16 protein-coding genes and 2 pseudogenes are annotated in these 24348 nt (G+C 39.7%); 12 read left to right on the top strand and 6 right to left on the bottom strand.

Going from position 1 to position 24348, the window contains the following annotated elements:
* Positions 1–21: 21 nt before the first annotated feature.
* Positions 22–959 (top strand): annotated as a pseudogene (gene metF, locus L0B53_RS06585) (methylenetetrahydrofolate reductase).
* Between the two features lie 164 nt (positions 960–1123).
* On the opposite strand, the gene L0B53_RS06580 reads toward metF, so the two are convergent.
* The 3 genes from L0B53_RS06580 to argE all read right to left on the bottom strand — a co-directional run bounded on the left by L0B53_RS06580 (position 1124) and on the right by argE (position 6090).
* Positions 1124–1693: a PadR family transcriptional regulator gene (locus L0B53_RS06580; protein WP_235061351.1), complete on the bottom strand. Its 570-nt coding sequence runs from the start codon at positions 1691–1693 to the stop codon at positions 1124–1126.
* A 430-nt stretch (positions 1694–2123) separates the two neighbouring features.
* Positions 2124–4754 carry a phosphoenolpyruvate carboxylase gene (gene ppc, locus L0B53_RS06575; RefSeq protein ID WP_235061350.1) on the bottom strand — a complete coding sequence of 877 codons (2631 nt, stop codon included), beginning with the start codon at positions 4752–4754 and terminating at the stop codon, positions 2124–2126.
* Positions 4755–4950: 196 nt separating this feature from the next.
* Positions 4951–6090: an acetylornithine deacetylase gene (argE, locus tag L0B53_RS06570; protein ID WP_235061349.1), complete on the bottom strand. Its 1140-nt coding sequence runs from the start codon at positions 6088–6090 to the stop codon at positions 4951–4953.
* A 295-nt stretch (positions 6091–6385) separates the two neighbouring features.
* On the opposite strand from argE, the gene argC reads away from it, so the two are divergent.
* The 4 genes from argC (at position 6386) to argH (ending at position 11454) form a co-directional block, all read left to right on the top strand.
* Positions 6386–7390, top strand: a complete 1005-nt coding sequence (argC, locus tag L0B53_RS06565) for an N-acetyl-gamma-glutamyl-phosphate reductase (protein WP_235061348.1) — start codon at positions 6386–6388, stop codon at positions 7388–7390.
* A 12-nt stretch (positions 7391–7402) separates the two neighbouring features.
* Positions 7403–8197 carry an acetylglutamate kinase gene (gene argB, locus L0B53_RS06560; RefSeq protein ID WP_311197315.1) on the top strand — a complete coding sequence of 265 codons (795 nt, stop codon included), beginning with the start codon at positions 7403–7405 and terminating at the stop codon, positions 8195–8197.
* A gap of 98 nt (positions 8198–8295) precedes the next feature.
* Positions 8296–9510: an argininosuccinate synthase gene (locus L0B53_RS06555; protein ID WP_235061346.1), complete on the top strand. Its 1215-nt coding sequence runs from the start codon at positions 8296–8298 to the stop codon at positions 9508–9510.
* Positions 9511–9576: 66 nt separating this feature from the next.
* The gene (gene argH, locus L0B53_RS06550) at positions 9577–11454 is read left to right on the top strand and encodes an argininosuccinate lyase (protein ID WP_235061345.1); all 1878 of its coding nucleotides are present in this window, start codon (positions 9577–9579) and stop codon (positions 11452–11454) included.
* A gap of 172 nt (positions 11455–11626) precedes the next feature.
* On the opposite strand, the gene L0B53_RS06545 is transcribed toward argH, so the two are convergent.
* Both L0B53_RS06545 and L0B53_RS06540 read right to left on the bottom strand, forming a co-directional pair.
* The gene (locus tag L0B53_RS06545; protein ID WP_235061344.1) at positions 11627–13093 is read right to left on the bottom strand and encodes a dihydrolipoyl dehydrogenase; all 1467 of its coding nucleotides are present in this window, start codon (positions 13091–13093) and stop codon (positions 11627–11629) included.
* Positions 13094–13216: 123 nt separating this feature from the next.
* Positions 13217–13957, bottom strand: a complete 741-nt coding sequence (locus L0B53_RS06540; RefSeq protein WP_235061343.1) for a glutathione peroxidase — start codon at positions 13955–13957, stop codon at positions 13217–13219.
* 199 nt (positions 13958–14156) lie between these two features.
* Here L0B53_RS06540 and oxyR point away from each other — a divergent pair, with 199 nt between their 5' ends.
* Positions 14157–15056, top strand: a complete 900-nt coding sequence (gene oxyR / locus L0B53_RS06535; RefSeq protein ID WP_235061342.1) for a DNA-binding transcriptional regulator OxyR — start codon at positions 14157–14159, stop codon at positions 15054–15056.
* Between the two features lie 72 nt (positions 15057–15128).
* On the opposite strand, the gene L0B53_RS06530 is transcribed toward oxyR, so the two are convergent.
* Positions 15129–17753: a penicillin-binding protein 1A gene (locus L0B53_RS06530; protein WP_235061341.1), complete on the bottom strand. Its 2625-nt coding sequence runs from the start codon at positions 17751–17753 to the stop codon at positions 15129–15131.
* A gap of 145 nt (positions 17754–17898) precedes the next feature.
* Here L0B53_RS06530 and L0B53_RS06525 point away from each other — a divergent pair, with 145 nt between their 5' ends.
* From L0B53_RS06525 to L0B53_RS06500, 6 genes and pseudogenes are all read left to right on the top strand, one after another.
* On the top strand, positions 17899–19407 hold the full coding sequence (locus L0B53_RS06525) for a hypothetical protein (RefSeq protein WP_235061340.1): 1509 nt from the start codon (positions 17899–17901) through the stop codon (positions 19405–19407).
* 3 nt (positions 19408–19410) lie between these two features.
* A complete protein-coding gene (locus L0B53_RS06520; protein ID WP_235061339.1) occupies positions 19411–20652 on the top strand; it encodes a hypothetical protein in 1242 nt (413 codons plus the stop codon).
* The gene (gene pilQ, locus L0B53_RS06515; protein WP_235061338.1) at positions 20649–21965 is read left to right on the top strand and encodes a type IV pilus secretin PilQ; all 1317 of its coding nucleotides are present in this window, start codon (positions 20649–20651) and stop codon (positions 21963–21965) included. Before L0B53_RS06520 ends, pilQ begins: the two co-directional genes overlap by 4 nt.
* 204 nt (positions 21966–22169) lie before the next feature.
* On the top strand, positions 22170–22688 hold the full coding sequence (gene aroK / locus L0B53_RS06510; RefSeq protein ID WP_235061337.1) for a shikimate kinase AroK: 519 nt from the start codon (positions 22170–22172) through the stop codon (positions 22686–22688).
* A gap of 47 nt (positions 22689–22735) precedes the next feature.
* Positions 22736–23823 (top strand): annotated as a pseudogene (gene aroB, locus L0B53_RS06505) (3-dehydroquinate synthase).
* Positions 23824–23960: 137 nt separating this feature from the next.
* Complete coding sequence (locus L0B53_RS06500) at positions 23961–24305, top strand: hypothetical protein (RefSeq protein ID WP_235061336.1); 345 nt, start codon at positions 23961–23963, stop codon at positions 24303–24305.
* Positions 24306–24348: the final 43 nt, after the last annotated feature.

Raw genomic sequence — 24348 nt, 5'->3', positions numbered from 1 at the left:
AATAAATTAAGGATGATCATTATGGCGTATTCACATGTAAGCCAATTAGATGCATTAAATCAGAATATCGCCGATCTTAATGGTGATATTAATGTTTCTTTTGAGTTTTTCCTCCAAGTAATGAAAAGATGGAGCAGACATTATGGCAATCTGTTCATCGGCTTAAATCTCTAAAACCTAAGTTTGTCTCGGTCACTTATGGTGCTAATTCTGGTGAGCGCGAAAGAACCCACTCGATTATTAAAGATATTAAATCTCAAACGGGGTTAATTGCCGCGCCTCACTTAACGTGCATTGATGCTTCAAAAGATGAATTAAGAACATTAGCGAAAGATTATTGGCAGAGTGGGATTCGTGATATTGTCGCACTTCGTGGCGATCTTCCGCAAAATAGTACTATTCCTGAGCTATATGCGTCAGATCTTGTTGCTCTACTTAAAGATATCGCTGATTTTGATATCTCGGTGGCGGCTTATCCTGAAGTTCACCCTGAAGCAAAAAGTGCCCAAGCAGATTTAATTAACTTAAAACGTAAAGTTGATGCTGGAGCAAATCGTGCGATTACTCAATTCTTCTTTGATATTGAAAGCTACTTACGGTTTAGAGATCGCTGTGTCACTGCAGGAATTGATGTGGAAATTATTCCGGGCATTTTACCTGTTTCTAATTTTAAGCAGTTACAGCGCTTTGCAGCAATGACTAATGTCAGAATTCCTGCATGGATGCAGACTCAGTTTAGTGGTTTAGATGATGATCCAACAACACGACAACTTGTTGGTGCTAATACGGCGATTGATATGGTCAAAGTGTTAAGTCGTGAAGGCGTGAAAGATTTCCATTTTTATACCTTAAACCGCTCTGAACTCACTTATGCTATCTGTCATATGTTAGGCGTGAGACCTGAGCTATCGCTTGAACCATCAGTCACTGAGACGCCAAAGATTATTACAACGGTTTAAGCTCATTAGTTCGGTATTATCCAATCAAGTGATATCAGAGTGGGTAAATACAAAAAAAGTCAGGTTAATCAATTCAATTGATCACCCTGACTTTTTTCATTTTTGACTGTTCATTGGCTCTAGCTTTTATTATTAATAATGAAAACGAGCGATGAAAAGTCAAATTATGCAACGTTAGCCGTGCTGTTTTCGTAGCTATCGATAGCACTAAGCTCTTCTAGAGACTCTTCTGCCCAGATGATCCACGATTGGTGTTGTAGAATACCACGGCGTAGTGTTAGACGATCTAAACGTGCTTGACGATCGAGCATTTTATAGTTGCTGTACTGACTCTCTTCGATCGCACGATATTGTGCAAGCGTTTGTGTTGATTCATTAATAAATTTCAGTAGATGCTTACGCATTGGTTCTGAATCATTAACGCTACAAGCCAATAATTTAGCGGATAGTTCATCACGAATCGTTGGGTAAGAGATTTCCTTTTTTAACCACTCCTGTAGATTCTGACGACCAAGTTCAGTAATTGAATAAACTTTGCGATCTGGCTTACCATCTTGTGGTTGTAGTTCGCAAGTTACCAGTCCTGATTTTGCCATTTTATTTAGCTCGCGATAAACCTGCTGGTGGCTCGCTTTCCAATATTCACCGATGTTCTGGCTAAATTGTTTAGTGATATCGTAGCCAGTAGAGGCATCTTTGCTGAGTGCTGTAAGTATTACGTGAGGTAGTGACATTTATCTATCATCCATAATTGATTTAAAGTTAAAAAGAAAATTTGAATAAAGGGGAATATTAAGAGAGTTCAAACTTTATATTTTTTAAGTTTTAGCTGTAAATCACTAAGGCCATCTACAAGATACATAGGCCTGAATCTTGGAAAGTTGGAGTAACAGGTGTGGTCAGTGATTAATCTAATTAATCTCATCGTTTACACTTGTTGCTATAACTTTTATAAGCAATCCTTGCTTTCTACTTTTTAATAATCCCTATAATAACAAGAAGATATATTACATTATATTTAAATGTAGTACATGAACTCTAGATGATATCGAGTAACTTTCTTCATAAAATGTGATATTTCGACAGTTTTCGATCAAAAAAATGGTCTTACCAATTGATAAGACCATTTTATGCGCTAGATTTCAGATTAAATTACTGGGTTTATTAGCCAGTGTTACGCATTCCTGCTGCAATTCCTGCAATTGTTACCATTAATGCCTCTTCCATCTCGTGAGATAGTTCATCCTGCTGTCGAGTACGGTAGAGTAATTCGGCCTGTAACATATTTAATGGCTTAGTATAGATATTACGTAGTCGGATTGATTCAGCACCCCAAGGGTTCTCTTCCATTAAGCTTGCTGTGTTTTCTATAGTTAATACTGCTTTAATATCTTTTGTTAGCTGCTCTCTTAAATTGACACCAAGTGGCAAGAACTGCGGTTCAACAAGACGCTCATCATAATAGCGAGCAATTTCGCTGTCAGTCTTGGTATAAACCATCTCTAGCATACCAAGGCGAGTTGAGAAGAATGGCCATTCACGACACATCTCTTCTAGTAACTGGCGGTGACCTTTATCAATTGAGTATTGAATCGCTTCACCAGCACCTAACCATGCAGGAAGAACTAAACGGTTCTGACTCCATGCAAAAATCCACGGAATTGCTCGTAAGCTCTCTACGCCACCGTTTGGATTACGTTTTGCAGGGCGAGAACCTAGTGGTAGTTTACCTAACTCTAATTCTGGGGTTGTTGCTCGGAAATAAGGCACAAAATCAGGTTCTTCTTGCACAACTTTTCGGTATGCTTCACAAGATATTGCGGAGAGTGATTCCATTAAATCACGCCACTCTTGCTTAGGTTCTGGTGGCGGGATTAAGTTGGCTTCAAGAATAGCGCTGGTGTAAAGGCATAGACTATTGATCGCAACATCAGGAAGACCTAACTTAAAGCGGATCATTTCACCTTGTTCTGTTACACGTAAACCACCTTTTAAGCTTCCTGGTGGTTGAGAAAGTAGTGCCGCATGAGCTGGTGCGCCACCACGACCAACCGTGCCACCACGACCGTGGAATAAAGTCAGTTTCACATTAGCTTCTTCACAAACCGTCACTAACTCTTCCATTGCACTATATTGTGCCCAACCCGCAGACATCACACCGGCATCTTTAGCTGAATCAGAGTAACCGATCATTACCATTTGGAAGTTTTTAATAAAACCACGATACCAATCGATGCTCAATAGTTGAGACATTACAGATTTCGCATTATTTAAATCATCTAATGTTTCAAATAACGGGCAAACATCCATACGGAAGTTACAACCCGCTTCTTGTAGTAACAGGTGAACGGCTAAGACATCTGATGCGGTTCTGGCCATTGAAATAACATAAGAGCCAAATGCTTCTCTTGGCTGTTTTGCCATAATCTTACAGGTGTCAAAAACTTCTTGAATGTCAGGTGATGGTTGCCAGTTTCTTGGTAGTAATGGCCGTTTTGATGAAAGTTCTTTAACAAGGAAAGCAATTTTATCTTGCTCACTCCATTGGTTGTAGTCACCAAGACCTAAATAGCGAGTTAGTTCTGCAATCGCATCTGAATGACGAGTACTTTCTTGGCGAACATCTAAACGAACCAGATTAATACCAAAGCAACGTACACGACGGATAATATCGAGTAACTGACCGTTAGCGATGATGCCTAAGCCGCTATCGTGCAGTGATTGATAACAGAGAGTAAGAGGTTCCCATAACTGCTCAACATGAGTAATCACTTCAAGATTAGGCGCATGTTCATTCTTTAGCTGAGCATTAATTACCGTTAAGGTGTTATTTAGCTGCGTGCGGAGTATTTTTAATACCGCACGGTAAGGTTCGTGTTGATTTTCACTGTAGTTTGCCAGTTCTTCATTACACTGAGTCATTGATAGCTCATCAATTAACTCTTGAATATCATTAAGGTATAACTCTGCGGCTTTCCAACGAGAGAGTAAGATAACTTCTTGGGTCACTTTTGACGTTACAAACGGGTTACCATCACGATCACCGCCCATCCAAGATGAGAAATGAACTGGGCGAGCATCGATTGGCAGCTTAATATCTAAACGTTCTGTTAATTTATCGTCAAGCTCACGAACAAACTCAGGAACGGCTTGCCATAATGAGTTTTCAATAACCGCAAATCCCCATTTTGCTTCATCAATGGGAGTTGGACGTTGTTTGCGAATAACATCAGAGTGCCAAGATTGATAAATTAACTGCTCAAGACGTAGCTCAGTTTTCTTGCGTTCTTTTGGAGATATTTCACTGAGCTCTAAGATAGAGAGACATTTGTTAATCTCAACCAGCTTATGGATCATCGTACGACGAGCGATCTCAGTTGGATGAGCGGTAAGAACTAACTCAATATCCAATTCATTAATCGCATTATGGATTTCGTTTTGAGTGATATTTTTGTGTTGCAGTTTACCGATGAGAGCATCAATGGAGTCTGGGCTGCAGATATTCTCTTCACAATGACGAGAGATAGTATGGTATTGCTCGGCTATGCTAGTTAGATTTAAGAATTGACTAAATGCACGAGCGACGGGAAGAAGTTGATCATCAGGAAGATCTCTTAACTCACCGACTAGTTGCTCTTGATCTTCAGGATTTCCAGGGCGAGCAGATTTAGAAAGTTTGCGGATTTTTTCTACTTTTTCAAGTAACTCTTTGCCATGAGCATCCTGAATTGTATTACCCAATAAATGGCCTAACATGCTGACATTGCTTTTTAGCGTTTCATACCTAGAATTCATATATCGTATCCATCTCGTAAATTAACTACAAATCAGTGAACTCCGTCACTGATTTTGGTATTTGATTACATCCTAGCCCATTTATTACATCAATTGTAAGAAAGAAACTACCACTTTATGATTATTATCAAACAAATAGAGTAATATTATGCAGATAATTGCTCTGGATCACTCTATTGTTGATTACTTTTTATACTTAGTTATAGCAATATTTACCTATCATTTGCTGTAAAACAGCAATTGTTGGTTGAATATACTTATGTTCTAAATATTCATTTGGTTGGTGGGCTTGGTTGATTGAACCAGGGCCAAGAACCAATGTTGGGCAGAGCTGTTGTAAGAAAGGTGCTTCGGTACAGTAGTTAACGGTCTCTGATTTTTGTTCAGTAATGATCTCTAAATCACGGATAAAAGTTTCTTCTCCAGCACATTCATAACCTGGGATTGGTTCATGGAGATGGGTAATCGAAAGTAAATTTGGCCATTTCTGTTCGATGTCAGCTAAAGATTGACGGATTTGATTCTCTAAACCGTCAATACTTAATCCTGGTAGTGGACGGAGATCAAAATGTAATTCACAACAACCACAGATTCGGTTTGGGCTATCTCCACCATGTATATGGCCTAAGTTTAGGGTTGGGTGTGGAATAGCAAATCCTGGATGATGATAGTCTTTGATTAGGCGCTGTTTTAATTGCATAAGGGCGAACATCACCTCGTTCATAATCTCAATCGCATTAATGCCATTAGCCGGATCTGATGAGTGACCTGATTTACCAGTGACACGAATAGATTGCGCAATATGACCTTTATGGCCATGGATAGGTTTTAAGCTTGTTGGTTCGCCAATAATACAATAATCAGGTTTGATGGTACTGCTCTCTGTGAAGTGGCGAGCACCAAGCATCGACGTCTCTTCATCACAGGTTGCCAAGACATAAAGCGGTTTGGTTTGACCAGAGAGATCAAACTCTTTGACTGCTTCAATAATAAAGGCAAAGAAACCTTTCATATCCGCAGTTCCTAAACCATAAAAGCGATCATGAGTTTCAGTTAACGCCAGTGGATCATAATCCCATCGCCCTTCATCGTAAGGAACAGTATCAGTGTGACCGGCTAATAGCAGTCCACCTGTACCTTCACCCTTCTTAGCTAGGAGGTTCATTTTGCCCTTTTCAACCTCTTCGATTTCAACCGCAAAGCCAAGATCTTCTAACCATTGGGCAAGATGAGTAATGACCTCTTGGTTTCCTTGATCCCAACGTTGGTCAGGAGAACTAATGGAAGAGGTAGAAATTAAGGTGTGGTAAATGTGGTTAAAAGTAGGAAATTGCATTTTTGTCTATATCCATAGTTGACAGCGGAACAAATAACAGGTAAAAACATAATAATTCAAGATCAATGAATAAAAAAGCATTATTCAGAGTCTGTTATTAAATTAGATTTCATATGAGTATAAAAGGATTTTGATTCTATGAACCAACTAAAGTGTATCTCTCACCTCTCTCTCCGACGATGATTGTTATCTATTACTTGGTGTAGTTATCGTGATTACTATATTCACAGTCCAAATCAAATAGTCAATAAAAAAGTCGCATTTAGAATAAAATTCACAACGGAATGATATCAATATGTTAAAAGCAGCAATTGTTGGAGCAAGTGGTTATACCGGAGCTGAGTTAGCAAAAATCGTTAACCGACATCCAAACCTGACACTTTCAGGGCTTTATGTTTCTCAGCAAAGTGTCGATAAAAATAAGTGCTTGTCAGAACTCTATCCTCAACTATCTGGCGTGGTAGAGCAACAAATTTTGCCATTAAATGATATTGCTGAAATTGCAGCAGATATTGATATCGTACTATTAGCAACTGAGCACAAAGTTAGTCATGATATTGCCGATCAATTTTTAGCGAAACAGTGTGTGGTTTTTGATCTCTCTGGCGCATTCCGAGTAAGAAGTGAATCTTTCTATCAAGAGTTTTATGGTTTTGAACACCAAGAATTAAATTGGTTGGAACAAGCGGTTTATGGTCTAGCCGAATGGAATCAAGAACAGATCAAAGAAGCTCAATTGATTGCTGTTCCAGGTTGTTATCCTACGGCATCACAACTACCTTTAAAACCGCTACTTGATGCAGGTTTAATTGATAAAAATCAATGGCCAGTGATTAATGCGGTGAGTGGTGTTTCAGGCGCTGGACGTAAAGCAGGGCTAAATAATAGTTTTTGCCAAGTCAGTTTACAACCTTATGGTATTTTTACTCACCGTCATCAGCCAGAAATTGCTGCACATTTGGATTGTGATGTGATCTTTACGCCTCATTTAGGTAATTTTAAACGTGGAATTCTGGCAACAACTAGCTGTAAGCTGAATAAAAATGTTACGATTGAACAAGTTTCTAACATTTTAACTGAAGCTTACCAAGATGCAGATTTAGTCCGTTTAAAAGGGCAACAAGCACCGGCTATCGACCACGTAGTAGATACACCCTATTGTGATATTGGCTGGCAGCAGAAAGGGGAACACCTGATTTTGGTTTCGGCAATTGATAATATTTTGAAAGGTGCAGCAGGGCAAGCAGTTCAGTGCATAAATATTCGATTTGGTTTTGAGCCAACTGCTGGGCTTTTATAAGGGAGATATATGATGAGTCATTTACCTTTAGTGATTAAATTAGGTGGCGCGGTCCTCTCTAACCAAGGGGTATTAGAACAGTTATTCTCTGCAATTAAAGATTATCAACAGCACTCTTCTCGTCCATTAGTTATCGTTCATGGTGGTGGTTATTTAGTTGATGACCTAATGAACAAGCTGTCTTTTGAGACGGTAAAAAAACAAGGGTTACGTGTAACGCCTGCGGAGCATATTCCTTATGTCACTGGTGCATTGGCGGGAACAGCAAATAAGTTACTGCAAGGTGTCGCGATTAAAAGTGGATTGTTGACCGTTGGTTTAGGTTTAGCGGATGGTGGGCTTTGTCAGGTTGAGCAGTTAGATCCTGAATTAGGTTCGGTAGGGAAAGTTTCTCCCGGTAACAGTGACGTCTTACAGCAACTTTTAACCACTGGCGTACTACCAATCATTAGTTCTATTGGTATCGATAGCCAAGGTGAGCTGATGAATGTGAATGCTGACCAAGCCGCGGTTGCTATCGCTGCAACACTGGATGCCGAGTTAGTTCTACTTTCGGATGTTCAGGGCGTGCTGGATGGTAATGGTGAGTTAATTCCATCGTTATCTCCCAATTACGCGAATGAATTAATTGAAAGTGGTGTGATTAGTGATGGCATGCTAGTTAAAGTGAAGGCGGCATTTGAGGCAAGTCATGCACTCGGTAAGCCGATAAAAATTGCAACGTGGCGTTATCCTGAAAAGTTAACGGCACTGTTTAAAGGTGAACAATTTCAGGGTGAAAATATAGGCACTCTGTTTTCTGCATAATTTAATCACTATTACCTCAATGGTATCAGTGAATAGCATATAAATATTTAGCCAGTACACGGACAGACCGTCATCATGGCATACAAGGAGAAGTAATAATGAGTTCAATTAAAAAAGTGGTATTAGCCTACTCTGGCGGTCTTGATACATCAGCGATCATTCCATGGTTAAAAGAGAACTATGATGGTTGTGAAGTGATTGCAATCGTGGCCGATGTAGGTCAAGGCGATGATGAATTATGTGGTATCGAAGAGAAGGCAATAGCATCAGGTGCATCATCTTGCTATGTCGCTGACCTAAAAGAAGAGATGGTTGCTGACTATATCTACCCAACGCTAAAAACTGGCGCTATCTATGAAGGTAAATATCTTTTAGGAACATCAATGGCACGTCCTATCATTGCTAAAGCGCAGGTTGATTTAGCCCTTGAATTAGGTGCGGATGCGGTTTGCCATGGTTGTACGGGTAAAGGTAATGATCAAGTTCGTTTCGAAAGCACTTATGCTGCACTTGCTCCACAGTTAACCGTTATTGCACCTTGGCGTGAATGGGATCTTCGTAGCCGTGAAGCACTGCTTGATTATCTTGCTGAACGTGAAATTCCAACAACAGCGACGCTTGAGAAAATCTATTCGCGTGATGCAAACGCATGGCACATCTCAACAGAAGGTGGTGTGTTAGAAGATACTTGGAATCAACCTAACGAGCTTTGTTGGGTATGGACTGTCGATCCAGAATTAGCGCCTAATGAGTCAGAAAGCGTGACGGTAACGGTAACTAAAGGTGCGGTAACTGCGATTGATGGTAAGCCGATGACCCCTTATGAGTCTTTAGTTTATCTCAATGATAAAGGTGTAAAACATGGTGTTGGCCGTATCGATATCGTAGAAAACCGTCTAGTGGGTATTAAATCTCGTGGTTGTTATGAAACTCCGGGTGGCACGATCATGATGGAAGCATTGCGTGCCGTTGAGCAGCTTGTTTTAGATAAAGATACTTATGAATTCCGTCAAGAATTAGGATTAAAAGCCTCTCATTTAGTTTATGATGGTCGTTGGTTCACACCACTATGTAAATCAATTCTTGCTGCGGCAGATGAGATTGCACAAGATGTTTCAGGTGAAGTGGTGATTAAGCTTTATAAAGGCCAAGCAACGGCAGTGCAGAAACGTTCAAACAACAGCTTATATAGCGAAGAGTTTGCAACATTTGGTGAAGACGATGTTTATGATCACAGCCATGCTGGTGGTTTTATCCGTCTTTATTCACTTGCTAGCCGTATCCGCGCATTGAATGAAACCAAAAATTCATAATTAGTGCGTCAACATACAAATAAAATAGATTACTAAGAAATAGTCAAAAGGACAGGAGCAGGGAATATGGCGCTATGGGGCGGACGTTTTAGTCAAGCAGCAGATATCCGATTTAAACAGTTTAACGATTCACTTCGTTTTGATTACCGTTTAGCGGAACAAGATATTGTTGGATCTATTGCATGGTCAAAGTCCCTACGTCAGGTTGGCGTGTTGACAGAAGATGAACAGCAGCAGTTAGAACTGGCATTAAATGAATTGAAATTGGCGGTGATGGAAGATCCAGAACAGATCTTACAATCAGGTGCAGAAGATATTCATAGCTGGGTCGAACAGCAGCTGATCAATCAAGTTGGGGATTTAGGTAAAAAGTTACATACTGGTCGTTCTCGTAACGATCAGGTCGCGACGGATCTAAAGCTCTGGTGTCGTCAACAAGGGCAACAACTGCTTCTGATGTTGAATAAGCTTCAGAGTCAATTAACCTCTGTTGCTCGTCAACATCAAACGACGGTGCTTCCTGGCTATACTCACTTACAGCGTGCGCAACCAGTGACGTTTGCTCATTGGTGTCTTGCGTATGTTGAGATGTTTGAGCGTGACTATTCACGTTTGGAAGATGCACTTCAGCGTTTAGATACCTGTCCATTAGGATCTGGTGCACTGGCAGGAACTGCCTATCCAATTGATCGTGAGCAGTTAGCGCAAAACTTAGGTTTCCATCGTGCGACTCGTAACAGTTTAGATTCTGTGTCTGATCGTGACCATGTCATGGAGCTGCTTTCTGTTGCCTCTATTTCGATGTTACACCTTTCGCGTCTTTCTGAAGATATGATTTTTTATAACTCGGGTGAGTCTAACTTTATTGAGTTGGCAGATACCGTAACGTCGGGTTCATCTTTGATGCCACAGAAGAAAAACCCTGATGCATTAGAGTTAATTCGTGGCAAATGTGGTCGTGTTTACGGCTCGATGACTGCGATGATGATGACGGTTAAAGCGCTTCCTTTAGCTTATAACAAAGACATGCAAGAGGATAAAGAAGGTCTATTTGATGCACTTGATACTTGGCATGAGTGTATGGAAATGGCCGCTCTCTGTTTCGATGGTATCAAAGTTAATAAAGAACGAACGTTAGAAGCGGCAATGCAAGGGTATGCCAATGCGACGGAGCTTGCTGATTACCTTGTTGCCAAAGGTATTCCGTTTAGAGAAGCACACCACATTGTTGGCGTTGCCGTTGTTACCGCCATTGAAAAAGGCTGTGCACTAGAAGAGCTTTCTTTGGCTGAGTTAAAAGAGTTCTCTCCTGTTATTGATAATGATGTTTACCCAATTCTGACGATTGAGTCTTGTCTTGAGAAGCGTAGCGCCTTGGGTGGTGTTGCACCAAATCAAGTCGATTATGCAGTAGAGCAAGCAGAAAAACGTATCGAAGCGCGTTACTCTTCAGAAGTGAAGATTCGTGGTGCGCGTCTTGATGATCTTAAAGCGATTGAGAGCATGGCGGCTTACTGGGCCGGAATGGGTGAAAACCTACCTTGGCAGCGTAATGAATTGGTGCGTGATATTGGTTCATTTGCAGTGGCAGAGAAGTATGGTCAAGTCACAGGTTGTGGTTCACTCTTTACTTATGATTCTGAGCTGGCTGAGATTCGTTCTTTAGGGGTTGAAGCGGGTTGGCAGAAGCAGTCTCAAGGGACTTCGATTGTTGAGCACTTATTATCGAAAGCTAAACAGCACGGTATTAAGAAGGTCTTTGTATTGACTCGTATTCCTGAGTTCTTTATGAAGCAAGGCTTCCAGTTGACGGCGAAATCACTACTACCTGAGAAGATTCTTGATGCATGTCAACAGTGCCCACACCTAAAAGTGTGTGATGAAGTGGCGTTAGAAATCTACCTTGATAATTCTGGTGTCGTGATTAAGCAGAATGTCGCTTAATATTTACTTGAAGTGAGTTTTGATCTGAACGTTGAAAGGCGTTTTGGTATAAGTTTTTCAATACGTTTTTTAATAAATTCGGATTAAGAAAAGTATAAAAAAAGCGCGGGTATGGTGGATATTGTTCCAACATATTCGCGCTTTTTTATTCAGTATGAACAGAGCGTTGTTCTTAACAGCCTGGGCCACAATCTAAACAGTGTTTAATCATCTCAGGGCCTAAATGAAGCTTAGCATTGAGATCTCGTAATGCCGTTCTGACACCTTCTTCAATTACTGGGTGATAAAAAGGCATATCTAACATCGCTGAAACCGTCATTTTCTGTTGATGAGCCCAAGCTAACAGGTGTGCTAAATGTTCTGCATCTGGACCTATCATTTCAGCACCAAGGAAGCGCCCCGTTCCTTGTTCACCATATAGATGAAGCATTCCCTTATTTTTTAGCATGACACGAGAACGACCTTGGTTTTCAAAGGAGACGACACCTGTCTCAAAGCAGCCACATGTATCAAGGCGAGTGGTGATCTCTTTGTAGCTTTCACCGACCATTGCAATCTGTGGGTCGGTAAATACGGCGGCAATTTTGCTGCGACGTAGTCCCGCTCTTATGGTTGGGAATTGTCCTGCGTTACTGCCCGCGATTCTTGCTTGATCAGCCGCTTCATGAAGGAGTGGAATCTGATTACTTGCATCACCAGCAATAAAAATGGAGTCAACACTTGTTTGCATTGTATATGGGTCAGCAGTGGGAACACCACGGTTATCAAGCTCTAATGAGGTATTTTCAATGTCTAATTTGTCAACATTGGGACGTCGTCCGGTTGCCGCTAAAACGTAATCGACTAACGCTAAACGAGATTCACCTTCTTTATCGATATAACTAATTTCTACGCCACTATCGGTTTTTACCATCGATTCAACATTCGCATTAGCATCAAGATAGAACTCTTGATTCATCGCTTTATCTGCATAAGCCATCACTTCAGGATCGGTTAATGGACCAACCTGACCGCCAACACCAAACATTAAGACATCAACACCTAGGCGATTTAATGCTTGCCCTAATTCTAAACCGATAACACCAGGACCAAATACGGCGACTGATTCAGGAAGGTCATCCCAATTAAAGACATCATCATTGATGATCAAGCGCTCTTCTAAGCTATTCCAAATTGCGGGCCATGCTGGGCGTGAACCGGTTGCGATCACAATACGTTTTGCTGTTATTTCATGCTGGGTTCCGGTTTTTTGATCATTAACAATAAGCTGATTATCGCTGACAAATTTAGCATAACCTTGAATCTTATCTGTTTCAGGGATCTCATCTACCCCTTCTAATACAAAGCCGACAAAACGGTCACGTTCACTTTTAACTCGTGCCATGACTTCTTTGCCATTGACGTCGATATCACCTTGAGGATAGACACCAAATCCTGGCGCTTTCTCTATCTGATGAACACTTTCAGCAGCAGCGATTAATAATTTTGACGGCATACAGCCAACACGAGCACAGGTTGTTCCATACTCACCACCTTCAATCATAACAACTGAATTGGAGTGCTCTTTTGCTGCACGATAAGCACCTAAACCTGCCGTTCCACCACCAATAATAGCAACATCTACATTATAACTTTTCATCTCTTTTTTTCCTTTGGGTTGTAAATAGGGTATTCAATGTGTCCCGGCAGAGTGATTATCAGCAGTTAATCTATTGTTTGAGACTAACTGCCGTAAAAAACAATTTAATCACTAAGAGATAAGTTATTTAGCTAGGTAGCTTTCTAAATCTTCGCTACCACCAATGTGTTGACCACCGATAAATACTTGAGGAACCGTTGTTCTTCCTGTTACTGCACGTAATGTGACTGTTGTTGCATCTTTACCTAATACCACTTCTTCATATTGAAGGTGAGCATCTGTTAGTGCTTGTTTGGCTTTTGCACAGAAAGGGCAGCCAGGCTTAGTGAATACAGTAATAGACTCTTGCGCTTTATGGTTTGGTGCAATGTGATTTAGCATCGTATCAGCGTCAGAAACTTTGAACGGGTCGCCTGGCTCTTGTGCTTCGATAAACATTTTTTCTACCACACCATCTTTAACTAACATGCTATAACGCCATGAACGGTCACCGAAACCTAAGTCGCTTTTATTAACTAGCATTCCCATGCCTTTTGTAAAGTCACCATTACCATCTGGAATGAAGGTGATATTTTCTGCTTCTTGGTCTTGTTTCCAAGCGTTCATCACGAAAGTATCGTTAACGGAAACACACAAAATATCGTCAACGCCGTACTTAGCAAATGTTGAAGCAAGTTCGTTATAACGAGGTAAATGGCTAGATGAACAAGTTGGGGTAAATGCGCCTGGTAAGCTAAATAAGATGACGGTCTTATTGGCAAAAAGCTCGTTAGTTGATAGGTCAACCCACTGATCGTCTTGGCGAGTGTGAAAAGTCACTTGTGGAACCGCTTGACCTTCTTTTGATACTAATTGTGTAGACATAATAGAACTCCATAAAATTTAAAATAATGTTTAATTTCAACGCATAGTCATTTTAAGTTTAGCTTTTAAATGACGATTAATACTCTCTATTTCTGTTTTGTTCTGCGTTGTTGATGGAGTTATTATCTATTAACTATTTCGATTGGGCTAATCGTTTGGTATTATTGATTCAATAGCTTAAATCTATGGAATGTAAATTATGAATATTAGGGATTTGGAATATCTTGTCGCTTTAGCGGAACAGCGGCATTTTAGAAAAGCGGCCGAGACGTGTTTCGTTAGTCAGCCAACCTTAAGCGGACAAATTAAAAAGCTCGAAGAGGAGTTGGGGGTTTCACTATTAGAGCGTACCAGTCGTAAAGTATTATTTACCGACAAGGGCTTGGAGTTAGTGGATCAGGCAAAGAATGTATTACGAGAGGTTTCCCTTTTCACCGAGATGGCAACTAAGCAAGGCAAGAGTATGAGTGGCCCAATCCATATTGGATTTATTCCTACCGTTGGTCCTTATCTACTTCCTTGGATTGTTCCTGTGATACGTGAACTGTACCCAGATTTAGAACTGTTTTTTCATGAAGAGCAGACTAATATGTTAGTGAAAAAATTGCACGAAGGTAAGCTCGATTGTCTGATTCTTGCAGCAGTAGAAGAGACCCAAGCTTTTATTGAAATTCCTCTTTATAATGAATCGATGGAATTGGCTGTTCCGAGTAATCATCAATGGGCAACAAATCAAGAAATTGATATGTGTGAGCTCAATGGAAAAACTGTTTTAATGTTAGGGGATGGCCATTGTCTTCGCGATCAGGCTTTAGGGTTTTGTTTTGCTGCAGGAGCAAAAGATGAACATAAGTTTAAGGCAACCAGCTTAGAGGCATTAAGAAATATGGTTGCAGCAGATGCAGGGATAACACTTCTTCCTAAACTGGCTGTAATGCAAGATCGATGTGGAGATAACATTCGTTATTTGAAAGCGGTCAACCCAACACCATCAAGATCAATAACGTTAGCTTATCGTCCAGGATCCCCTTTGAAAAGTCGTTATGAAAAGCTGGCAGAAACCATTGTTGATCAGATGAAAATCTTAAATATTGAGTGATTTAAATCAAAAAAAGAGCCACCCAAATTAATTGAGTGGCTCCTGTTTGATGATATGGATTAAAAAATCACTTTAGAATAACTCTTCAATTTCACCATCATCAGATTCAAAAACGTTACTGCTACCAAGGTCTTTAGTGACATACTCTGTTGGTTCAGTTCCTTTGATAAAATACTCAAAACGAGAGGTGCTATCACTGGCTTCAGTTAGTTTTCCTGTGGCTCTATCGATACGAACACGAACGATATTAGCAGGTAAATGTTTCTTCTCTGCAGGAACATCTTTTAACGCCACCTTCATAAAATCAATCCAAGCAGGCTCAGATGTTTTAGCTCCAGACTCGCCCCCATAGATTTGGTGTTTATCTAGGTTATTGTTGTAGCTTGAACGCCCTAATGCTTTATGACCATCAAAGCCAACCCAAGCTGTTGCAACAAGGTGGGGTGCAAAGCCGTTATACCAAGTATCTTTTGAATCGTTGGTGGTTCCTGTTTTTCCCCCAATATCGCGGCGTTTTAGAACTTGAGCTCGCCAACCTGTGCCATTCCAGCCTGTTCCTGCTCGCCAGTTACCGCCACCCCAAATATTGCTCTCCATCATTTCGCGAACTAGGAATGCATTTTGTGAACTAATAATACGTGGCGCGTAACGAGGCTGTTGCTCTGTTGCTGTCAGATCATCCGTGTTTGCGACTTGAGAGTTAGGAGCTTGAGTTGAAAGATCAGTCTCATTAAATGTCTTAACCTCAGTGTCAATTTCCGCTTTATCTTCAATACCTCGCTGATCACCATCGATCTTGCCATATTTATCGAGGTAATCTTGCTCAATCTGTTGACAATCAGTTTGACAGATGACTGTTGGATTTGCCTTATAAACCTCTTGATGATTAGCGTCGGTAATATGGTCGATATAGAACGGCTCTACAAGATAACCCCCATTTTTAAACGCCGCAAATCCTCGTGCAACTTCTAATGGTGTTAAGCTACCAGCTCCTAAGGCTAAAGAAAGCGCTTTAGGTAACTCATCTTTCTTAAAGCCAAAGCGGGTTAAATAATCAATGGCATTTTGGATCCCAACTTGTTCAAGAGTACGTACCGCCATGACGTTTTTAGATTGCGCTAAGCCGATACGGATACGTGTTGGACCATTATATTTTGGTGGTGAATTTTTTGGACGCCAAGTTGTTCCTTCACTCTTGTAGACTTTATTTATCGGGGCATCATTGATCAGCGTTGCCAATGTCATTCCCTGATCTAGTGCGGCAGAATAAAGGAACGGTTTGATACTAGAACCAACCTGACGAATTGATTGAGTGGCTCGGTTAAATTTATTGTGGGTGAAGTTAAATCCTCCCACCAATGCATCAACGGCACCATTTTCAGGATTAAGTGCAACAAAAGCGGTATTGGCATTTGGGACTTGGCTTAACTGCCAGTGACCATTAACTTCACGTACCCAGATTTGATCGCCGGGTTCAATGATTTCGGCGACAGTTTTTGGTGCGGGACCCTGTTTTTTATCGGTAATATAACGACGAGCCCATTTTAAACCATCCCAAGGGATCGTGATTTTATTGCCATCTTTAATGATAGCAGTCGCCGACTTTTCTTTTGGATCCTCAGCAACGACAACGGCGGGTTTTAATTCGCCGTAGCTTGGTTGTTTTCCAAGGAACTCGATAATATCTTCTTGGCTGAATGGCTTATCTTTTGCTTCCCAAACTCGACTGACTTCTCCTCTAAAACCATGACGCATATCATAGCTAAGCAGATTCTCTACCGCCGCTTTTTGAGCTGCGGCTTGTAGTTTTGAATCGATGGTGGTGTAGATGTTTTTACCTGAGGTATAAGCGGCTTCACCATAATTATCAATCGCCCATTGTCTTGCTAATTCTGCAACATAGGGAGCTTGTAGTTTGATCTCTGTTTCATGATAGCTAGCAACAATGGCTTCATTGTGGGCTTGATCGTATTGTGCCTGAGTAATGTATTTTTCATCTAGAAGACGGAATAACACCACATTACGACGTTCTGTTGCACGCTTTAATGAGTACAATGGGTTCATGGTTGAAGGGGCTTTAGGTAAGCCTGCAATGACGGCCATTTCACTCAAGGTTAATTGGTCAACATCCTTACCAAAGTAGACTTGTGCAGCGGCTCCAACACCATAAGCACGATAACCGAGATAAATCTTATTGAGGTAAAGTTCTAAAATCTCATTTTTTGATAAAACTTGTTCAATATGAAGCGCAATAAAGACTTCTTTGATTTTGCGCGTTAGCGTTCTTTCATTGGTCAAAAAGTAGTTACGAGCCAATTGCTGGGTAATGGTACTTGCCCCTTGTTTAACATGGCCAGATGTTCCAGCAACATAGATCGCACGAATAATACCGATGGGGTCGATGCCGATATGTTCATAAAAGCGACTGTCTTCAGTAGCAATAAAGGCGTGTTGCATCTCAAGAGGTATTTTATTTAAAGAGAGGGGGATGCGTCGCTTTTCGCCAAACTGCGAGATCAATACACCATCTTTGGTATAGATCTGCATAGGAGTATGCATTTCATCATTACGTAATTGTTCAATATCTACCGCGGTTGGCAAGCTAGGTTTTAGATAAAAATAGAGACCTATTATCGAGCCAACGCCCAAAATGGCGCAAATGATTGTAAAAATTATAAAGCGTTTTATGAACTTCACCGGAAATATCCCATTAATGTGTCGTGATCGGAGACGAATCTGTTATCAATCTACTTATTCTTTTCTCTTTTAATTTTACGTTATTTACCTGCTTTTATCTGTAAGTAATGTGAAAAATATTAAGGATGATCGGAGGAAATGGAAAATGAGAAAAAAACAGCGGATTTTTTTAACGCTCTTACCTGAAATTAATCAAATTAAAGTGATTGAAAATAGTGATGATAATATAAATGGCGGTTTTCATTTCGTTGATTTTAAAAGTGATTTGTTTGAATCGATTAGTTGTCACTTAAATAGTTATCTGAACAAGAAGATCAATGATTATCAAATATTATTATTTTTATCTGATCATCAAGTTATTAGTGTTCAACGTATTATCCCAACAATATTGACCGATGAACAACAATATAAATTGGCTCAACGTCAAGGCGATGAGTTAATCCCTAATGATGAGATAGTCACTGAATTTAGCCATTATCAAAATCAACAGCGTATACTTTTTGTTATTAAAGCTAAATGGTTTAAACGGTTATTAACTGCATTTAAAAGTGCAGGTTATAAGGTGGAGGCAATTGCTGTTCAACGTGATTTTTATCACTATTATTTACAACAAACGTATCGACAAAAAATCGTATTACAACAAGATAAAAGACCATCAGATATAAGGACAAAAGATAAAAAGCAACAAGAGGAGGGGGCGTTGTTATTTGTGATATTAAAAGATCAGATGTTATACCTTTATGTTGGTAATCAGAACAGTTGGTCATTTTATCACTATGAACCGTTGCCTGATTTACTCTCTTTAGATTTCGTTAATATTGGCAATGCAAAGCAGAAGAGTGACTGGCTGGCGAAAAAACTACAGATGCAATCACTTTATTTTAACGTTGATTTTTCTCTTTTGCCGATTTTTTGTCTTATTACTGATATTCATTGGCAGTCGATGACGGCTCAATTGTTGTCTACGTCAATTCCGCAAGTGACAGAAAACAAAATTACAATCTGGTATCAAGATAAGACCCCGCTATATTTATCCTCTTTTGTTGATGATGGCCTCTCATACACTATCTCTCAATCTCCGCAGTATTGTAATTTTATTAACTGGCGACAGCGGCAAATTATTTTTAAGCTTTATCGTCAGTTAATTCAATTTTTTATGATTATCAGTCTGTTATTGTTGTCTATTTTCCTCCTTGGTAATGAGTGGCGTCAAGAGGTTGCATATTTACAGCATCAACAACAAGCTGGAGATCCTCCTCAATATCAACAAGCGTACCAAGGATTGGTGAAACAACAGCAAGGATTAGATTTCCTAAATAGCCAGCTGATGATAGCGGATCAACATATCACATCAATACATCATCTTGAGCTTTTTTGGCGATGGCTTAATCGAGGTGGATATAAAGGTATAACAATTGAAAATTTAGTATTTTCTCGGCGAGATGAGCGAGTTTCAGAAGTGAAATTGACTCTACAGTTTAATCAAAAATACCCACTCTCTGATTTGATTGAAACGTTTGAGACGAGTCAGAGTATTAATCAAGTGAAGATAGATAAAGTGACTCAAAAAGATCAGACTGTTCGGGCTGAACTTTATTTTGAGATCCAATATTCTGAGGTTCAATACTCAGAAATAGTGTCGGAAGGTGGATAGCGGATGGTTAATCGACTGGACTCATTGGGATCGGCTTATTACCTTAAACTTCAACACGCTTTTATTGTGGCAAAAAAGCAGCTTTTGACGGCTTTCCAAGCGTGGTTGCAACTTAAGAGGCTCTATCGCGTTTTTATTTTGCTGTTCTTTTACCTGCTATTGAGTCTGGTTTTTATCTGGTTGTGGTTAAGTCCAGTTTTTCTCGAGCGACAGCAATTAAAACAACAGATCAGTCGACAGCAGGACCAGCAGATCTTGACGGAAAAGATGGTGCGACTAACTCAACAAATTAACGAAAAATATCAAGATATTGACGTAATTGAATTAGGTTTAATTGTTAATGAGCGACAAAATTTAATTTCCTCGACAATTCAGATGATGATGACTCAGTATGACTTAGTTGTTGTTGAACTAGGATGGTTAAACTGTAAAGCGAATAATGACTTATTTCAGCAGTGTAACTTACAACTATCATTGAGTGGCAAGTACCTAGATTTGAACCACTTTATGACTGAATTAAGTCAATATTTAAGTGAAAATAGTGGCTTGTCTATAATTGAACTCTCGTTGGTACCTAATCGCTTTGGAGATATTCACTTTAAAGTAACATTGAGTTTAATGGCGCGACTTCCAGACAAAAAGGTTGAACAAAATAGTTCACCTTCGATTTTATCTGATTTAGAAATAAAGCAGAAATATACCTTCTTAGATACGCTAAATAAGCAGTTGTTTGAGTATCAGGAGTTAAAAGTCAAGATAGACGCTAAAATGGCTATCGATATTGGAGAGGATCATTTTAAGGTGATAAATAATCCTTTTCTTTTTTATCCTGCCCGTAATATTGAAGATATGTCTAACCTTGGTGATTTTATGGAAAGCCAAAATAATGCAGTGATGAATAAGGCGAATTCGACAGAGGTTTGCCAGTCCATTTTAATACCTGAAGGTTGGCAGTACCGAGGATTTATTCATTTTAGTGCTCAAAACTACGCTTATTTAACTCATGATGAACAAGGAGCTTACTGGTTAAAACGACAAGATAAATTACCCTTAACAGAGTGGCAACTGAGTGAGTTGAATAAAAATCGGTTGATTTTTAAGTTTCAACAATCTTGCTTACAACCGCAGATTTTATATCGTGCAGGCTTCTATCAAAATGAAATTGATATCAATAGTCGAGATAAAAAAGAGGGCGAGACCAAGGAGAGTTCCAAGAACAGGTCCGATAAGGAGAGGTTAAAATGATTCGAATTACAGTGATATTGATAGTTATTTGTTGTTCTTTTGCTTTTAATTCTTATTTTTTTAACGTCTCTTTTTTTTATAATTCTATTTTAAATTCAGCATTGGCGAACGATGAGTTACCGTCGACAAATACACATATTTCCCTACAGTTTGATAATATCCCCATTCATCATGCGATTCAAAGCATTGCTGATAAAGGACGATTAAATATTATTATCAGTGATGATATTTCCGGTCGTATTACTTTAGATATTCGAGACCGCTCGCCGATAATGGCGCTAGATGCCATCTTGATATCTGCAAAATTAGCAAAAGTAGAACGCAATGGTATTTGGCATATTTATCCGTTGAATTCACCAATAATTAGTCACTCTGAAGTATTGAACCAACCTCAATCACAACAAAAGATCCGTCTAATCCCAATAAAATATAGTCTTGCTAATGAATTAAAGAAGGTCATTGCAGAAATGGCTATTCTTGGGGTTAACAGTAAAATGAGTGTTGATCAGCGAACAAATAGTCTGATTATACAATCCACACCTGAACATATTTTACGTGCTGAAAAACTGATAAAACAATTAGATATTGCAGTTAAACAGGTTGTTATTGATGCTCGAATTGTGATTGTCGATCAAGGCGTACTTGAAGAGTTTGGTGTTCGTTGGGGCCTTTCGGTTAAATCTCCTGTTGTTGCTATTTCTGGCGGTATTGAAGGTAATTATGCGAATCAATCGGGAAGTGATTTTGATCCTCAAAGCCATTTAAATGTCGATCTTAGTGCCAATAGCGGAAAGTCCTCATCAATTGCATTTCAGCTCGCTAGTCTTGGAAAACATGTACTTCTAGATTTAGAGCTTTCAGCCTTGGAGGCGGAGTCACGAGCTGAAATTATTTCTAGTCCTCGATTATTGGCCGCGAATAACCAAACCGCCACCATTGAACAAGGAACTGAAATTCCTTATCAAGAATCAACAGAAAGTGGCGCAACCAGCATTACTTTTCGAAAAGCCGTATTAAGCTTAGAGGTGACTCCGCGAGTGACATTTGATGGATATTTGTTATTAAATTTGGCAATTTCACAAGATCGGGTAGGGAATACCGTTAAAATTGGAACCGGTGAAGCGGTTTCTATCAACACTCAAAGGATCAATACCCAAGTTTTTGCTAAAGATCGAGAAACTATTATCCTAGGTGGTATTTATCAGCAACAGAGTTTGTCTGGTGTCGATAAAGTCCCTATATTGGCAGATATTCCTGCAGTTGGTGCTCTTTTTCAGCGAAAATATCAACAAAGTGAAAAAAAGAATTGCTGATTTTTATTACACCGACTATTGTGAAGCTAGGAAATTAGCATTGATTTAGACTATCTTGAGTAAATTACTTGCCAAGGTGGGTATAACCTTGAGATAATTTCTTGTCTTATCACAAGCAGTGTGAGGAATTTGGTACCTCGGGTATGTAAATCGTAAGATACCCTGGGGGTTTTTTGGCATTCCAAATATAATTGATGGCTGAAAATGGCTGAAAAAAGAAATATTTTCCTTGTTGGTCCAATGGGCGCCGGCAAAAGTACAATTGGTCGCCAGCTGGCACTACAACTACATATGGAGTTTTTAGACTCTGATAGTGTAATTGAAGAGCGTACTGGTGCAGATATTAACTGGGTTTTTGATGTTGAAGGTGAAGCGGGTTTCCGTATTCGCGAAGAAGGTGTCATTAACGACCTTACAGAACAACAAGGCATTGTTCTAGCAACAGGTGGCGGTTCAGTAATTAGTAAAGAGAACCGAAATCGTCTTTCTGCACGTGGTATTGTTGTCTATTTAGAAACAACCATTGAAAAGCAGTTAGCACGTACACAGCGTGATAAAAAGCGCCCGTTACTGCAAACTGATCAACCTCGCGAAGTTCTTGAAGCGTTAGCAGCTGAAAGAAACCCAATGTACGAAGATGTGGCAGATTATGTTGTCCGTACAGATGATCAGAGTGCAAAAGTAGTGGCAAACCAGATTATTAAGATGCTAGAAGAGCGTTAATTTGTTCTGTTAGTACGATATAAACTACCCAATGAGATAGGTAAATCATGGAAAAGATTAGTGTTAGCCTTGGAGATCGCAGCTATCCCATCTCAATAGACGCCGAGTTGTTAAGCAATTCGGCGTTGTTCTGTCACATTGATGCTAATGACCCCGTTGTTGTTGTCACCAATGAGACAGTCTCCCCCTTTATAGTCAGCAGCTAATTAAGACTTTGAATGAGCGTCAGTGTCAAGTCGCACTATTAGAGTTAGCTGATGGCGAGAAATACAAAACCCTAGAGACCTTTAATCAGATCATGACTTTCTTGTTAGAAGGAAATTATGGTCGAGATGTCACTTTAATTGCTTTAGGTGGTGGTGTGATTGGTGATCTTGTTGGTTTTGCTGCGGCAAGTTATCAGCGTGGTGTTAAGTTTATCCAAGTTCCAACAACCCTTCTTTCTCAAGTTGACTCTTCTGTTGGTGGAAAAACCGGTGTTAATCATCCATTGGGGAAAAATATGATAGGTGCGTTCTATCAGCCTCAAGCTGTGGTGATTGATATTGATAGCTTAACGACACTACCGCCGCGTGAATTCTCAGCAGGTATGGCTGAGGTTATTAAGTACGGAATTATTATTGATCAACCTTTCTTTCATTGGTTAGAGCAGAATTTGGATAAATTAATGAGTTTTGATAAAACGTCATTAAATTATGCAATTGCAAGATGCTGTCAAATTAAAGCGGATGTTGTTGCCGATGATGAGAAAGAGGCTGGCGTTCGTGCTTTATTGAACTTAGGTCATACTTTTGGTCATGCGATTGAAGCTGAGATGGGTTACGGTAATTGGCTTCATGGTGAGGCGGTTGCGGTTGGTATGGTGTTAGCTGCTGAAACATCTCAAGCATTAGGGCTGATTTCTGAATCTCAAACAGAGACAATGAAAGCACTGATCAAAGGTGCAAATCTACCGATAAAAGCACCCAAAGAAATGACTTATGAAAGCTTTATTAAGCATATGATGCGAGATAAGAAAGTGCTATCTGGGAAATTAAGATTAGTACTTCCTACATCGATTGGTTGCTCAAAAGTGGTTGATAATACGCCGAGTGAACTATTAAAGTCGGTGATTAATCGTCATCTTTCAGCATAATATTATTGATTAGTTGATTAGTTGAAATTTATTGCTCGATAAATATTTAGAAGCCAGAGCATCGTCAGCTAAAATGCGAATGCTTAATTGTTAGATATACTTATTAGTAAGCATGAATATTATTAAGAGAGGGTCAAATGAAACAGAAGCTATTATCAGTTATCGTATTGTTAATTATTGTTGTTTCAAGTTGGCTTGCTTTTAATGATGATGATTCGGCAGAGCCCGCAGTTTCTCAGTCCGAGATTAATACGACAGAGTCTGCGCTCAGCAGTACTCAAATAGTGCCAACATCTAATCTTGATGGTCAATCGACAACTTCAAACAAGCCAACGGTAGATACGGTTGAACAGCAATCTTTACCTCAAATGTTACCTGAGAAAGGGGTGACAATTGAGAGTAATCTTGAACATAGTCAGCGTATTGTCGTGCCTGATAAAGTGGTTGATGCGATGATGGATGAGCAACAAGTTAATAACTAATCATCCATTTTTTCTCTATCATTATTATTGGCTATAAATTTTT

It is taken from the genome of Vibrio sp. SS-MA-C1-2 (assembly GCF_021513135.1).
Taxonomy (GTDB): Bacteria; Pseudomonadota; Gammaproteobacteria; order Enterobacterales; family Vibrionaceae.
This window is presented reverse-complemented; position numbering and strand designations above follow the sequence as displayed.

Coding starts and splice junctions, on each gene's coding strand:
- L0B53_RS06580 (WP_235061351.1), bottom strand. CDS start 1,693: ATGTCACTACCTCACGTAATACTTACAGCACTCAGCAAAGATGCCTCT.
- ppc (WP_235061350.1), bottom strand. CDS start 4,754: ATGAATTCTAGGTATGAAACGCTAAAAAGCAATGTCAGCATGTTAGGC.
- argE (WP_235061349.1), bottom strand. CDS start 6,090: ATGCAATTTCCTACTTTTAACCACATTTACCACACCTTAATTTCTACC.
- argC (WP_235061348.1), top strand. CDS start 6,386: ATGTTAAAAGCAGCAATTGTTGGAGCAAGTGGTTATACCGGAGCTGAG.
- argB (WP_311197315.1), top strand. CDS start 7,403: ATGAGTCATTTACCTTTAGTGATTAAATTAGGTGGCGCGGTCCTCTCT.
- L0B53_RS06555 (WP_235061346.1), top strand. CDS start 8,296: ATGAGTTCAATTAAAAAAGTGGTATTAGCCTACTCTGGCGGTCTTGAT.
- argH (WP_235061345.1), top strand. CDS start 9,577: ATGGCGCTATGGGGCGGACGTTTTAGTCAAGCAGCAGATATCCGATTT.
- L0B53_RS06545 (WP_235061344.1), bottom strand. CDS start 13,093: ATGAAAAGTTATAATGTAGATGTTGCTATTATTGGTGGTGGAACGGCA.
- L0B53_RS06540 (WP_235061343.1), bottom strand. CDS start 13,957: ATGTCTACACAATTAGTATCAAAAGAAGGTCAAGCGGTTCCACAAGTG.
- oxyR (WP_235061342.1), top strand. CDS start 14,157: ATGAATATTAGGGATTTGGAATATCTTGTCGCTTTAGCGGAACAGCGG.
- L0B53_RS06525 (WP_235061340.1), top strand. CDS start 17,899: ATGAGAAAAAAACAGCGGATTTTTTTAACGCTCTTACCTGAAATTAAT.
- L0B53_RS06520 (WP_235061339.1), top strand. CDS start 19,411: ATGGTTAATCGACTGGACTCATTGGGATCGGCTTATTACCTTAAACTT.
- pilQ (WP_235061338.1), top strand. CDS start 20,649: ATGATTCGAATTACAGTGATATTGATAGTTATTTGTTGTTCTTTTGCT.
- aroK (WP_235061337.1), top strand. CDS start 22,170: ATGGCTGAAAAAAGAAATATTTTCCTTGTTGGTCCAATGGGCGCCGGC.
- L0B53_RS06500 (WP_235061336.1), top strand. CDS start 23,961: ATGAAACAGAAGCTATTATCAGTTATCGTATTGTTAATTATTGTTGTT.